This window comes from Halanaerobium saccharolyticum, assembly GCF_004362045.1.
Taxonomy (GTDB): domain Bacteria; phylum Bacillota; class Halanaerobiia; order Halanaerobiales; family Halanaerobiaceae; genus Halanaerobium; species Halanaerobium saccharolyticum_C.
In genome coordinates, this window is the sequence record NZ_SNWX01000021.1 from 39126 (window position 1) to 52661 (window position 13536).

General features: G+C 35.3%; 15 protein-coding genes. All 15 read right to left on the bottom strand.

The window, feature by feature from the left end; genetic code table 11:
* Positions 1-8: 8 nt before the first annotated feature.
* The gene (gene era / locus DFR79_RS11620) at positions 9-890 is read right to left on the bottom strand and encodes a GTPase Era (RefSeq protein WP_133515650.1); all 882 of its coding nucleotides are present in this window, start codon (positions 888-890) and stop codon (positions 9-11) included.
* Entirely contained in the window at positions 880-1299 is a 420-nt protein-coding gene (locus DFR79_RS11625; protein WP_208107542.1) for a cytidine deaminase, read from the bottom strand. Before DFR79_RS11625 ends, era begins: the two co-directional genes overlap by 11 nt.
* A 52-nt stretch (positions 1300-1351) precedes the next feature.
* Positions 1352-2446 carry a DUF3048 domain-containing protein gene (locus tag DFR79_RS11630; RefSeq protein WP_133515651.1) on the bottom strand — a complete coding sequence of 365 codons (1095 nt, stop codon included), beginning with the start codon at positions 2444-2446 and terminating at the stop codon, positions 1352-1354.
* Between the two features lie 18 nt (positions 2447-2464).
* Positions 2465-3724, bottom strand: a complete 1260-nt coding sequence (locus DFR79_RS11635) for a hemolysin family protein (RefSeq protein ID WP_133515652.1) — start codon at positions 3722-3724, stop codon at positions 2465-2467.
* Between the two features lie 29 nt (positions 3725-3753).
* A complete protein-coding gene (locus tag DFR79_RS11640; RefSeq protein WP_133515653.1) occupies positions 3754-4455 on the bottom strand; it encodes a diacylglycerol kinase in 702 nt (233 codons plus the stop codon).
* A gap of 9 nt (positions 4456-4464) precedes the next feature.
* Positions 4465-4896: an rRNA maturation RNase YbeY gene (gene ybeY, locus DFR79_RS11645; RefSeq protein ID WP_133515654.1), complete on the bottom strand. Its 432-nt coding sequence runs from the start codon at positions 4894-4896 to the stop codon at positions 4465-4467.
* A complete protein-coding gene (locus DFR79_RS11650) occupies positions 4889-7150 on the bottom strand; it encodes an HD family phosphohydrolase (protein ID WP_133515655.1) in 2262 nt (753 codons plus the stop codon). Before DFR79_RS11650 ends, ybeY begins: the two co-directional genes overlap by 8 nt.
* A 2-nt stretch (positions 7151-7152) precedes the next feature.
* On the bottom strand, positions 7153-8112 hold the full coding sequence (locus tag DFR79_RS11655; RefSeq protein WP_133515656.1) for a PhoH family protein: 960 nt from the start codon (positions 8110-8112) through the stop codon (positions 7153-7155).
* 112 nt (positions 8113-8224) lie between these two features.
* Positions 8225-8689, bottom strand: a complete 465-nt coding sequence (locus DFR79_RS11660) for a hypothetical protein (protein WP_133515657.1) — start codon at positions 8687-8689, stop codon at positions 8225-8227.
* Positions 8690-8725: 36 nt separating this feature from the next.
* Positions 8726-9712: a flotillin-like protein FloA gene (gene floA, locus DFR79_RS11665; RefSeq protein WP_166638041.1), complete on the bottom strand. Its 987-nt coding sequence runs from the start codon at positions 9710-9712 to the stop codon at positions 8726-8728.
* Between the two features lie 3 nt (positions 9713-9715).
* Complete coding sequence (locus DFR79_RS11670) at positions 9716-10999, bottom strand: NfeD family protein (RefSeq protein WP_133515659.1); 1284 nt, start codon at positions 10997-10999, stop codon at positions 9716-9718.
* A 71-nt stretch (positions 11000-11070) separates the two neighbouring features.
* Positions 11071-11520 (bottom strand): GatB/YqeY domain-containing protein, encoded by a 450-nt coding sequence (locus DFR79_RS11675; RefSeq protein ID WP_133515660.1) that lies wholly within the window; start codon positions 11518-11520, stop codon positions 11071-11073.
* Positions 11521-11552: 32 nt separating this feature from the next.
* A complete protein-coding gene (locus DFR79_RS11680) occupies positions 11553-11897 on the bottom strand; it encodes a histidine triad nucleotide-binding protein (RefSeq protein ID WP_133515661.1) in 345 nt (114 codons plus the stop codon).
* Between the two features lie 102 nt (positions 11898-11999).
* Positions 12000-13310, bottom strand: a complete 1311-nt coding sequence (mtaB, locus tag DFR79_RS11685) for a tRNA (N(6)-L-threonylcarbamoyladenosine(37)-C(2))-methylthiotransferase MtaB (RefSeq protein WP_133515662.1) — start codon at positions 13308-13310, stop codon at positions 12000-12002.
* 106 nt (positions 13311-13416) lie between these two features.
* A partial coding sequence (locus tag DFR79_RS16440) for a zinc ribbon domain-containing protein (RefSeq protein WP_166638042.1) occupies positions 13417-13536 on the bottom strand: 120 nt, incomplete at its 5' end.

The window sequence follows — 13536 nt, forward strand, 5'->3', positions numbered from 1 at the left end:
GCAAAATTTTATTTATAACCCATTCTTTTGAGCAGATTATCTTTTTCTCGCCAGTCTTTTAAAACCTTAACCCAGAGGTCCAGATAAACCTTAGTCTGCATTAGATCTTCTATTTCTTTTCTGGCCTGCTGTCCAATTTTCTTTAACATCTTACCATTTTTACCAATTATGATCCCCTTATGAGATTTTTTCTCCACATAGATATTGGCTCTGATATAATAATCGTCATTTTTTCTTTCTTTAACCTCTTCAACTAAAACAGCTACCCCATAAGGTACCTCTTCTCTAGTCAGATAAAAAATCTTTTCCCGGATCATTTCTGCAAAAACAAATCTTTCTATCTGGTCAGTTATCATATCTTCTGGATAATACTGGGGACCTTCAGGTAGTTTTGAGAGAATTTCAGATAACAAATTATCCACATTTTTGTTGTTTAGAGCAGAGATTGGAATAACTTCTTTGCCAACTTTTTGGCTGTAATCTTTCTGTTTTTTAACCAGTTCTTTATTTGAAATTTTATCTATTTTATTCATAACATAGATAATTTCTTGTTCACTATTTTTAATCTGTTTATAGATTAATTGATCATTTTTACCCCAGTAGGTACTTCCATCTAAAATAAAAATAATTACATCAATTCCATCTAAACTATTATATGCTTGATCCTGCATAAATTTATCCAGCTCATTACGAGGCTGATGAATACCAGGGGTATCAATAAAAATTATCTGTCCATCATCCTCTGTATAAATTGCTTTAATACTATTTCTGGTAGTCTGTGGTCTGGGAGAAATTATGTTAATTTTTTCTCCCACTAAAGTATTAACTAGAGTTGATTTGCCAACATTTGGTCTTCCGATAACTGTTACAAAGCCTGATTTATAGCCCATTGTTTTTCTCCATGGCGGAATCATTAAAAGCACCTGGCAGCAGCTCTGTACTGGTCATTGTCAGTTCTTTTCCTTCTTCAGTCATCATTACTACCTCAATTTTACCATCAGCGAATTCATTTATTACCTGACGGCAGGGCCCACACGGAGTTACAGGATTTTTTGTAGAACTGACAATTAATAGAGCTTCAATATTTCTTTTACCCTGTGATACAGCAGTAAAAATTGCCGATCTTTCAGCACAATTTGTTAAACCAAAAGATGCGTTTTCAATATTAACTCCTGTATATATTGAACCATCTTTCATTAAAACAGCTGCTCCTAAAGGAAAATTTGAATAGGGCACATACGCATTTTTTTGAGCTTCTAAAGCTTTTTTAAACATTTTTTCTTTAATTTCTTTTTCCATAAACTAACACCTCACAATATTACTTTAAATTTAATTAATATTTCTATAGTTTTTAATAAGTAATTTCAGTCCCATTTGGAACTACCTCAATCCAGGTCTGACCTGGATTGAGCTTAATTTGTTTACCAGCAGCATTAAAATAAGTTATATCTCCCCTGTTATTTTTCCAACTGCCTTCAATTACCAGACCATCACGAAAAAGCTGCATTTTCCCACCTGATTCCAGATCAATATCCTGTCTCCCCTGACTATCCTTGGTGGAAGTCCTAACATGCTGAACTATAATATTTTTAGCCTTCAGTTGTTCACCATTTTCTAAAAGGTGCGGATTATCTTTACTATTTAAAAATCTCAAATAATTATTTTCCAGACTATTATATTCATATAGTACTTTATATGAACCCCAGTAATCAATACTGATATTTTCCGCTTTTTTAAAATCACTGACTACAGAAGCGGTTAAAAAGTTAAACTGTTCCGGATATTCTTTTTCTGATAAATTATTTAAATAATTTTTTAATGGTTCTTCTCCGGAATATAAATTATGAGGAGCTCTTCTTTTACTACTTCTCCAGAAATACTGGCTCTGATAAATTTGATCTAAGTGCAGTACACTGTCATCAGCTAAAAGTTCAAATCCATCCGGACTTGCCCCTGCATGCAGAAATAAAGCGTCATATGATTGAGCAGTTTTAATTAAAGCTGGTCTGGCACTTCTAATGGGACCAATTTTTCCTGGAACTTCCGGCCAGTAAATTGCCAGAAATCTTGTTATCCCACCTTCTAACATAAATTCATATACTATCGCAGCCTCCCCTAAACCACTCTGCGGCCTGGCTGCCGGAGCATTTTCAATAGAAACAGCCACTGCTCGTTTATAATAATTTTGAGAAATTGGTAGGCCGGTAAAAGGAGAAACAGCACTGTAATTGTTTTTCAGGCTCCGCTCTTTTTCTAGACTTTCAGCTGCATATTCTTCTTCAATACTCTGTATTTCTTCTTCTAAATCTTCCTGCCCTAACTTTTCCTGCTGAGTAGATTTTTTTTCAGTTCGCTGCACCTGTTCTCCACCTTCAGGACTACAGGCTGTAAAAACAAACAGAGAAGTTAACAGCAGAATCAACAGGATAAACAACTTTGACTTCATCTTCTCACCTCTACAATATTATTCAATATCTTCTAATTTTAATTCAGCTTCACTTATCAATTTAATTTTTCTAATTCTATTATCGACAATACTTTCAATAACAAATGTTACATCCTCCAGTTCCAGTTTTTCGCCCTGGACCGGTAGGCGGTTTAAATAATACAAAACCAGTCCACTTACAGTCTCATAATCATCACTTTCTGCCAGAGGTTCCTTTAAAAATTCATTTAATTCTTCTATATCTACCCTACCATCAAGAAGTAGTTTATTATCATCAAGCACTTCAATATAGCTTTTTTCCAGATCAAACTCATCCTGGATATCACCAACAATTTCTTCCAGTAAATCTTCAATTGTAATTAAACCAGAAGTCCCTCCGTATTCATCTACAACAATTGCCATGTGTTCTTTCCTCTCCTTCATTTCTGACAAAAGCTGATTAATCGGTTTACCTTCTGGAATAAAATAAATTGGTTTAACAAATTCCTCAATATTTACCTCTTTTTTTTCCTTTAATATTAATTCTAAAAGATCTTTAATGTAAATCAAACCAATAATATTATCAATCGAATCTTCAAATACCGGAATTCGGGAATGGCCTTTTTCAACTCCCAATTTGATTAATTCAGTTAAAGAGGCATTTTTTTCTATACATACCATATCAATTCTGGGTACCATAATTTCTTTAACCAGGGTATCATCAAAATCAAATACGCTCTGGATCATTTCCTGTTCAGTCTCTTTAATTACGCCTTCTCTCTGACTAACATCAACAAATCTCCTGATTTCTTCTTCACTTAAAAAGGCTGAGGAAATTAAACTTTTATCCTTAACAAAGAGATTTACAATCTTTGTGAAGAGATAGATAAAAGGTGACAAAATTATTTCCAGATAATATAAAGGAACAGCAGCAATTTTAGCATAATCAGAAGCTCTATTATTACCAAGTGATTTAGGAGTAATTTCTCCAAAAATTAAGATTAATAAGGTTACAACACCAGTAGCAATTCCAACTCCCTTACTTCCAAAAAACTCAATTGACAGAGCAGTTGCTATGGAGGAAGCTGCAATATTTACCAGATTATTACCAATTAAAATGGTCGTTAATAATCTTGTCTGATTCTGCAGCAGTTTATCAACTTTTGCAGCATGTTCATCTCCCCTTTGAACTTTTTCCTTGATTTTAACTCTATTAACAGACATAAAAGCTGTCTCAGATCCAGAAAAAAAGGCAGAAAAAAATATTAAGATGAAAAATGAAAATAATTCTAAATACATTATTGATTCCTCCACGGTCAACTAAGTTATTAGATACTAAAATAATAAAAGATTATAAATGTAATTATAATACCGAGAATGGTGCCCAGTAAAATTTCTCTAAACGAATGAGTACCTGCTTCTAATCTGCTCTGTGCTGTTAAAAAGGCAAGGACTGCCGCCAGTGAAAAAGCAATTAAACTCTGGGTTAAAAACCAGATAATAAGCACAGCAGAGGCTGCCAGGGCTGAATGACCACTAACAATTCCACCTTTAAGTGGAGTTCCACTGCTAAAAATCGATTTTAAAGCTATAATCAAAATAAATATTAATGACAGATTGATAAATATCAAATGCAGAGGCTCATGTCTGATATTAAAAATAAGATTCAATGATAATTCCTGAGCCCTATTAAAAAAGATTAGATAAGCAATAAAAACCGCATTACCTGCTGCAATAACAACCGCAGCTGCACTGATGTTTTTAGCAATTCTTGCTTTAAAACTATAATCTTGAGTTAAGATATCAATAATAACTTCCACTGCTGTATTTACCAGCTCAGCAAAAAGAACCAGAGAGATAGAGAGAATAATCAGTCCCAGTTCCAATCTACTTAAATCAAAGAAAAGACTAAAAGCCAGTACAAAAATTGCAGCTATCAGATGAATCTGCATATTTCTCTGAGTCCTGATTGCATGGATAAAACCGGCAATTGCATGATTAAAACTATTTATAGTTTTTAAAATCCACATTGAATACACCTAATCTCTGCTAATATCCAGTTCAGTTAAAACTCTTTCCTCTTTTTGCCGCATTTCATCTTTTTCTTCCTGGCCGTGATGGTCATAACCAAACAAATGCAGCATACCATGAACTGTCAAATAAGCAAGTTCTCTTTTTAAAGAATGACCATATTCCTCTGCCTGGACAGCAGCCCTCTGAGCAGAGATTATTATATCACCAAGTATGTCCTGATCAATGGGAAAAGATAGTACATCTGTTGCTTCATTTTTATCTCGATATTTTTTATTCAGCTCTTTAATCTGCTGATTACTAACAAATGCAACACTCACTTCTCCCCCACTGTATCCTTCAAGTTCAGCAGCAGTTTTAACTACTTTTTCCAAAAGTGAAAACATCTCCTGGCTGATTTCCACTTCATTTTGCTGATCATTAAAATCTACATTAATCACTATTATTCCCGCCTTTCATTTCTTTCAGCAATTTTTCCGGATATTCTACCCGTTGATGATAAATACCGGTTAAGACTTTAACAAAACTTTTAACTATTGTATCTAAATCACTCAATGTTAAGTTTGACTGATCAAGCTGATTTTCTATTAATTTATCTTTAACCAGACCTCTAACAAATCCTTCAATGCGGTCATGATTATTTTTGTTGAAATTCTTGGACCTCAGTGCTGCTTCAGTAATATCAGCCAGCATAATAATCGCTGCCTCTCTACTCTGAGGTTTAGGGCCATCATAGCGAAAATCTTTTTTTTCAATATCATCATGTTTATTATCCTGTAGAGCCTGCTGATAAAAATAGGAAATTAAATTTGTCCCATGATGCTGTTTAATGATATCAATAATTTTTGCAGGTAGTCCATTTTTTTCTGCCAGTTCTACTCCATCTTTAACATGTGACTTAATTATAAGTGCACTTAAATTGGGAGAAGTTTTATCATGAGGGTTTTCGCCTCCAAACTGGTTGTCAGAAAAAAAGTAAGGCCTCTTTAATTTACCGATATCATGATAATAAGCTGCAGCTCTTGCCAGTAATGAATCTGCTCCCACATCTTCGGCAGCTGTTTCAGCCAAATTACCAACAATCACACTATGGTGATAGGTGCCCGGTGCCTCAACCAGCATTCGTTTTAATATCGGTTGACTCGGATTAGAAAGCTCTAATAATTTTACAGAACTTGTCATATCAAATAAGTCTTCGAGATAGGGCAGCATCCCATTAGCCAGCACTCCTACCAAAAGACCATTAACAATCCCGCCTCCAATTGACCAGATTAAATATGTCCAGTCCTGACTCTCCTGCATTAAGGAAAGACCAGCGATTAAAAACACCAAAATAAAACTCACATTTAAACCAGCTCTTATAATATCCCCTCTTTCTTTAACCTTAGTTACACTAAAGATCCCTATTAAACCGGCCAAAAAAGAGGTTAAAACAATATTAAAGTTCATCTCATAAACTGGGGCAATTAATAAACTAATAAATAAAGTGGTAATCAAAGCTGTGTCACTGCCAATCAAGACAGTTAAAAGTATTGACGCCATTGCGGTTGGTACCATAAAATCAACAAACGGATTCTGAAAAAGTGTTAATATTTTAGCAAAGAAAACTACACTTAAAATTAAAAGTTCAATTAAAAGCAGCTTACTGTTATCCTGCCAGACCGATTTCTGATATTTATAAAAATAAAATCCAAGCAGTAAAACAAGAATCAAACTGATCAGAATTCTACCAGTAATGTTGTAGTAATTAATTCCACTTTTCTGCAGTCCAAGTCTTTCTAAAATCTCTATATCTGCTTCAGTAACAACATCACCCTTACGAACAATTATCTCACCCTGTCTAACAGTCTGTTCTACAGGTTCAACTTTGGAGATAGCTTCCTCTCGCCTGCTGGCAGTTGCCTCCTGATTCAAAAACATATTAGCAGCAATTACTGTTTCAGAAATATCAGCCAGAGCCAATCTTTTGCTGCGGGAGATATCCATCTCCATTGCACTCTGACGAAGTTCTGTACGTGCTGCTGGCAGATCAGAGGGTAAAATTCTACTTTCTAATTTATTCTGTAGAAGATTACGAGCTCTCTTCTGAAGCTCTTGCAGTTCTTCATCAGTTAAAGTAATTAAAGTAGCTAAACTGTCACCGCTAATTTCAAAAGAAATTTTTTCCCTGACCAGGCCGATTATTTCATTTACTTCTTTCTGACTAAAGTTTTTGATTTCAGCCGCTGTTAACTTGTTACTGCCAGTCTCAGAATTCTGGGCCCCAGTATTTTTATTTTCCTGACTCTGCTGATCCTGACTCGACTCTGTTTCTAAAGAAATTTTATTCTGATAGAAAAACTTTCGTTGTTCTTTAACAGCTTCAAATAAATTATTAACCTTATTTAGCACTTCTGCCTCTACAGTACTATCTTCTTCATAAACTCTAGGAGCTGTATCAGCAGCCCGCTGTCTCAACTCAGAAGTTCTGCTCTCATCAATAAAAGTAATTGTTCTGGGAGCAGTTATATCACCCTGGCTTACCTGACCTGCTCTTAAGTCAACCTGATTGGGAATCAAATCCAGACTCAAAATCAGGGCAATTAAGATAAAGAAAATTACAGCCCAGATAACTTTATAGCTATTTGTTGAAAAATCAAGATATTCTTTTCTCCAATTACGGAGTCTGACTCTCAATTTTTTCATAAATTTCATATTTAGCTCCCACTTTCATAACTTTCATATGCCTTAATAATCTCTTTAACCAGATCATGTCTAACTACATCATGTCGGCTGAGATAAACAAAATCTATCCCTTTAATCCCTTTCAATATTTTTTGAACTGTAGCCAGACCGGAACGTTTTTTGCTCGGTAGATCAATCTGAGTTATATCACCGGTAATGACTGCTTTAGAATTAAAACCAATTCTAGTTAAAAACATCTTCATCTGCTCTAAAGTAGTATTTTGAGCCTCATCTAAAATCACAAAAGAATCATCAAGAGTTCTACCTCTCATATAAGCCAGTGGAGCCACCTCAATAATGTCTTTTTCCTGATATAATTTAGCCTTTTCCGGTCCCAGAATATCATACAGCGCATCATATAATGGCCTCAAATAGGGATCAACTTTTTCCTGCATATCTCCCGGTAAAAACCCTAAATTCTCTCCCGCTTCAATTGCAGGTCTGGTTAAAACAATTCTATTAATCTCATTATTCAAAAGGCTCTTAACTGCCATAACCATTGCCAGATAAGTTTTACCTGTACCAGCAGGACCAATAGAAAAAACAATATCCCTATTTTTAATCGATTCTAAATAAAGCTTCTGCCCCATGGTTTTAGCTTTTATCTTCCGACCTTTATAATTTTCCAGTATTACTTCATCATAAATGCTATTTAAATTAATATCTGGATTTCTTTTTAAAAGCTCAGCTGCGTATTTTAATTTCCTGGGTGATAATTCTTCCTTTTTATCTGTTAAAGAAAGTAATTTTTTTATTATCTTTTCAGGTTTTTTAAGGTCATGGTCACCCTCAATTTTTATCTGATTACCTCTGCCGCTTAATTTTAAAGAAAGTATATCTTCTAAAAGCTTTAAGTTACGGTCATTATGACCGAAAAAATTTTGTGCAAGCTGATAATCATTAATTTCAATTTTTTTCTCATTTTGACTCAAGTTATAACTCCTCCTTATTACTTTTACTTATTTATTATATCATATTTATTTCTTTAAACAAATTTCGCCAAAAAACTGCAGCCGGAGGGAGGCCACAGTTTTTGAAGAAGATTTAATTTTGATCCCTTTTCAGGGCTTTTGGTTTAGATAAAATTTCGTTATAAATAACAGCTTTTTCCACCTCATTATACTGGGCAAATATTTCTCCCAGTGAACTGTTTTTATTCTTCCTTCTTTCTTGCCAGGAATTTTCTCTTTTTATTTTGTCTTTATTATTCTTTTTCCTTTTGTCTTCTTTAATTTCAGCACTAGATTCTGATTTTTGATTTAAAATTCTTTCTTTACTTTCAGCTGCAGTTTCTCTTTCAGCTTCTGCAATTCTTTTTTTAACCTCATCCTGATCATAATCAGGATTCATTTTGTTGGAATTTGATTTTTTTTCTTCCCCTGCCTGATCAATAGTCAGATCAAACCTTTTTCCAATAAAATCAAATCCTCTTTTAAAGAGCGAAAATATTTGAAATAGAATAATGAAAAAAATTATAAATATAGGTAGTACATAAATTAGATCTCCCATGCTTCACCTCCAGCACCAATGGCTGTTTTAAAAGAATTAATTCTCACTCTGATTTTTATTTTCATTTTCTGAAGTATCAGAAATGCTGGTTCTCATTTTGGTATCAGATTCTATATTTTTCATCTTCATGTAATCCATTACTCCCATATTTCCTTTTTTAAGTGCTTCGGACATTGCCAGTGGGACTTCTGCCTCAGCTTCGACCACCTTGGCTCTCATTTCCTGGACTCTGGCTTTCATTTCCTGTTCTTCTGCTACAGCCATTGCTCTCCGTTCTTCAGCCTTAGCCTGAGCAATTTCTTTATCTGCTTCTGCCTGATCAGTCTGCAGTTGAGCACCAATATTTTTACCAACATCAACATCCGCAATATCAATAGATAAAATTTCAAAAGCAGTCCCGGAGTCAAGCCCCTTGTCTAAAACTGTTTTCGAAATAGAATCAGGATTTTCCAGTACTTTTTTGTGTGATTCTGCAGAACCAACTGTAGTAACAATACCCTCTCCAACTCTTGCCAGTACAGTTTCTTCTCCTGCTCCACCAACCAGACGCTCAATATTGGCTCTAACCGTAACTCTTGCAGTTGCCATAACCTGAATCCCATCCATGGCTACCGCTGTAACAACTGGAGTCTGTATTACTTTTGGGTTAACACTCATTTTCACTGCTTCCAGTACATCTCTACCGGCTAAATCAATAGCAGCAGCTCTTTCGAAAGTCAGATCAATTTCTGCCCTCTGAGCCGCAATTAAAGCATCTACAACCCGGTCAACATTTCCTCCAGCCAGGTAATGTGCTTCCAGCTGATCACTGCTTAAACCTTTACCTGCCTTATGAGATTTAATCATCGGTCCTACAATTGAAGATGGTACTACTCTTCTTAAACGCATTCCGATAAGATTAAAAAACCCAACCTTTACTCCAGCAGCGGTTGCCGAAATCCACAATCCAAGTGGGATAAAGTAAAAAAACAAAATAAAGAATAATATTAAAGCAACTAAAATTAAAATTGAAAATATCTCCATTATTTATTCCTCCTCTGATATTTCTCGAACAACAATCCTGGAACCAGCTACTGCAATAACCTTAACTCTTTTACCTTTTTCTATAAATCCACCTTCACTAACTGCATCGATCCTTTTACCATCAATTTTTATGGTACCGGCCGGCCGTAATTTGGATATTGTTTTTGCTTCGCGATTTAAATAATCTTTTTTAGAAGTTGAAGAATAATAATTTTCAGAATCACTTTCTAAAGAAATGGACCTCCATAAATGACTGCTTCCAAATTTTCTGACCATAAATATTGCAATGACCAGAGTTATTAGGATTACTGCCAGCAGCACATTTATTGCAATCGAAGTATTCGGAAAAATAAAAAAGAGACTGATAAAAATTGCTGTAATCCCACTAATTCCGGCAATACCAAAGCCCGGGATAATAAACACTTCTGCCAGTATTAAAATTACTCCAATTATAAAAAGTACCACAATACCAGTTCCAATTGCACCTGTAAAAATATGACTGGCAAAAAAGATCAATAAAGAAATTATGCCAACTGTTCCTCCCAGAGCAAAACCTGGAGTCAGGGCTTCAAAAATCAGAGCTGAAAAAGCAATAATTAAAAGCAGTGAACTAATATAGGGGCTGCTGACAATTCCCATTATCTTTTCTAAATTGCTCTTTTTAACCGTAACTATTTCATTTAGATTGATATTTCTGGCTGCTGCTACCTCCGCCAGGGAAGAAGCACTGTAATCCGCAATCTGATATTCCAGGGCTTCAGATCCCGTTAATGTTAGTAGTTTACCTTCTTCTATGATTCCTTTAATTTTTATTGAGGCATCAACCATTGCTTCTGCTATTTCTGGATTTTTCCCCCTACTTTCAGCTGTAGCTGCAAATTCTTTCCTTAAAGCAGAAATATATTTTTCCTCCTTCGGTCTTGTTTCTGCAGCACCAATACTGGCCGAGGGAGAAATATATAATTCATTTCCTGCCAGAGCAATTAAAGCTGCCGCTGACCAGGCTCTACCGCTGACAAAAGTAATTACTTCTACTTCTGACTCTAAAATCCTATCTCTAATTTTTAAAGCTGGATCAACATAGCCACCAAGGGAATTGATTTCTATAATTACAAGATCGTATCCGGCTTGCTCCGCTTTAGTTAAATTATGATTAACAAAAGTATATTCTGCATTATTAATTTGACTATCCAACTGCAGGTGCATTACTTTTGCTTCAGCAGATTCTGGATTAGAAAAACCAAAAACCAATAAAAAAAGTAAAAAAATTAAAATTTTTCTCTTCATATTTAGACCTCCAGTTAAGAGGAATAAAGAAGGGGAATCCCCTCCTTTATAGATTTTTCAAAAGTTAATATTTAACTACTCAATTTTTCTTTGACTTTAGAACTGACCATAGAACCATCAGCACGGCCCTTTATTTGGGGCATGATTTTTCCCATTACCTCTCCCATATCAGACATGTTTTCGGCTCCAGTTTCTTCTATTATCTGATCAACCAGCTCTTCAACTTCTGCTTCTGACATCTGTGCTGGTAGATATTCCTGCAAAATTTCAATTTCCTGATTCAACTTTCTCATTACATCTTCTTGACCCGATTTTTCAAAATCCGGTAGAGAATCTTTAATCTGTTTTACCTGTCTGGCAATCACAGCTATCACCTGCTGATCATCGAGTTCTTCACCAGTTTCAATTTCTTTATTTTTAATCTCTGATCTGGTCATTCTAATAACAGAAAGACGTTCTTTATCTTTTTCCTTCATAGCTTTTTTCATATCTTCCATTAATTGTTTTTTTAATTGACTCATATTTACAACTCCAATCTTTTTAAGCTAATTTTTTATCCAGGAGGCCACTGCAGTTTTCTTCCACCCAAAAGATGAAAATGAATGTGATATACTGACTGACAACCATCATCACCACAGTTGCTGACCAGCCTGTAACCTGATTCAGCAATATCATATTCAGCTGCCATTTTTTTTGCCACCTGATATATATGTCCAATTAATTCATTATCTGCCGGCTGCAGATTATTTAAATCAGCAATATGTTTTTTCGGCACAATCAACAAGTGCACAGGAGCCTGAGGATTAATATCCTCAAAAACAACAACCTGATCATCCTGATAAACAAAATCCGTATCCATCTCACCTGCAGATATCTTACAAAATAAGCAGTCTTCCAAGAAAACCCCTCCTTCAAAAAATAAAAATAAAGTTATTTAAAGCCAAAGTTAAATTTTTACTCAGGCTATTAACTATATTCTCTTAAAAGAAGAAAACTCCTGCTAATTTACAATTTTTCCTTTTAAATGATAGGGGTCAACAGACTCTTCCAGCTTAACATTAACCAGCTGATTCATTAATTCGTCTGAACCTGACAGCAGAACTTTAAGATAGTTATCAGTATAACCTGTCAACAAATCTGTTTTATGATCCCTAACTTCTTCTATCAGTACCTTTTTTTGCTGTCCAATAAATTTTTCTTGATAATTAAGCATCAGCGATTCATTGAGCAGACGCAGTCTTTTGCTGTATTTTTTAACCAAGTTTCCATTAAGCTGCTCCATTTCTGCTGCCGGTGTACCCTCCCGGGCTGAATAAGGGAAAACATGAACTTTTGTAAAGCCAATCTCTTTAACTACCTCTAGTGTCTGCTCAAAAGTCGATTCTGTCTCTCCTGGAAAACCAACAATTACATCTGTAGTAATTGCCAGTTCCGGTATTTTTTCTCTTAGTTCTGCTACTGTATCTTTAAATTCAGCCACAGAATAAGGACGCTGCATAGCCTCTAAAATCTGATCACTTCCACTCTGTAAAGGTAAATGTAAATGCGGACAGAAAATATCTTTCTCAGCAATCAATCCCAGCATCTCCTGGTCAATTTCTGTACCCTCAATTGAACTCAAACGTACTCTTTTTAACTCCTCTATCTCAGTTAAACTCTTCATTAATTGAGTTAAGGCTTTACTGTTTCCCTGTTCACTACCATAGGCTCCCAGGTGGGTTCCGGTTAGAATGACTTCTTTAACTCCCTGCTGACTCAGTCTTCTAATTTCTTCAACCACATCTTCTTCCCCGCGGCTGCGAACTGGACCACGGGCATAGGGAATAATACAGTAGCTGCAGAATTGATTGCAGCCATCTTCAATTTTAACATTAGCTCTGGTTGTGTTAGAAAGTCTTTTTAATTCTAAATCCTCATATTTCTTTAGTTCGCTGTATTCTTTAACATCATTTTTAATTGATTTACCGGCCAGCATCTCTTCAGCCCTATTTAAAATTTGGGCTTTGTTGTTACTGCCCATAATAAAGTCAATTTCTTCTATCTCACTTACCTCATCTGGAAAAGCCTGAGTATAACAGCCAACAATAGCCACTATGCTGTCAGGAGAGCTTCTTTTTGCTCTGCGGGCAATCTGTCTTGTTTTGCGAGCTGCCTCATTGGTCACAGTACAGCTGTTGACAATATAAACATCCGCTTTTTCGGAAAAATCAACAACCTGATAGCCGTTATCTATAAAAATATCAATTACAGCCTCAGTTTCATACTGATTTACCTTACAACCCAGGGTGTAAAAAGCTGCTTTTTTAATCATCCTATTGACCCTCCTCGGGGCAAGCCCACGAGGATTCCTGCTTCATAGAAGTGGTAACCCACCATCTCCACAGGCTTAAAATTCCGTAAGTCCTACGGTATATCCTCTAACTTGCCCTTTTTATTTTTAAACCTTCATTTAAAATATTTATACTGGCGTTAATATCCCTGTCATGAACTTCCCCACATTCAGGACATTTCCATTTTCTTATTTTTAGATCTTTAAC

What these genes read in the sequence shown, in the direction of transcription:
- era (WP_133515650.1), bottom strand. Translation starts at nt 890, where the DNA reads ATGGGCTATAAATCAGGCTTTGTAACAGTTATCGGAAGACCAAATGTT.
- DFR79_RS11625 (WP_208107542.1), bottom strand. Translation starts at nt 1,299, where the DNA reads ATGGAAAAAGAAATTAAAGAAAAAATGTTTAAAAAAGCTTTAGAAGCT.
- DFR79_RS11630 (WP_133515651.1), bottom strand. Translation starts at nt 2,446, where the DNA reads ATGAAGTCAAAGTTGTTTATCCTGTTGATTCTGCTGTTAACTTCTCTG.
- DFR79_RS11635 (WP_133515652.1), bottom strand. Translation starts at nt 3,724, where the DNA reads ATGTATTTAGAATTATTTTCATTTTTCATCTTAATATTTTTTTCTGCC.
- DFR79_RS11640 (WP_133515653.1), bottom strand. Translation starts at nt 4,455, where the DNA reads ATGTGGATTTTAAAAACTATAAATAGTTTTAATCATGCAATTGCCGGT.
- DFR79_RS11650 (WP_133515655.1), bottom strand. Translation starts at nt 7,150, where the DNA reads ATGAAATTTATGAAAAAATTGAGAGTCAGACTCCGTAATTGGAGAAAA.
- DFR79_RS11660 (WP_133515657.1), bottom strand. Translation starts at nt 8,689, where the DNA reads ATGGGAGATCTAATTTATGTACTACCTATATTTATAATTTTTTTCATT.
- floA (WP_166638041.1), bottom strand. Translation starts at nt 9,712, where the DNA reads ATGGAGATATTTTCAATTTTAATTTTAGTTGCTTTAATATTATTCTTT.
- DFR79_RS11670 (WP_133515659.1), bottom strand. Translation starts at nt 10,999, where the DNA reads ATGAAGAGAAAAATTTTAATTTTTTTACTTTTTTTATTGGTTTTTGGT.
- DFR79_RS11675 (WP_133515660.1), bottom strand. Translation starts at nt 11,520, where the DNA reads ATGAGTCAATTAAAAAAACAATTAATGGAAGATATGAAAAAAGCTATG.
- mtaB (WP_133515662.1), bottom strand. Translation starts at nt 13,310, where the DNA reads ATGATTAAAAAAGCAGCTTTTTACACCCTGGGTTGTAAGGTAAATCAG.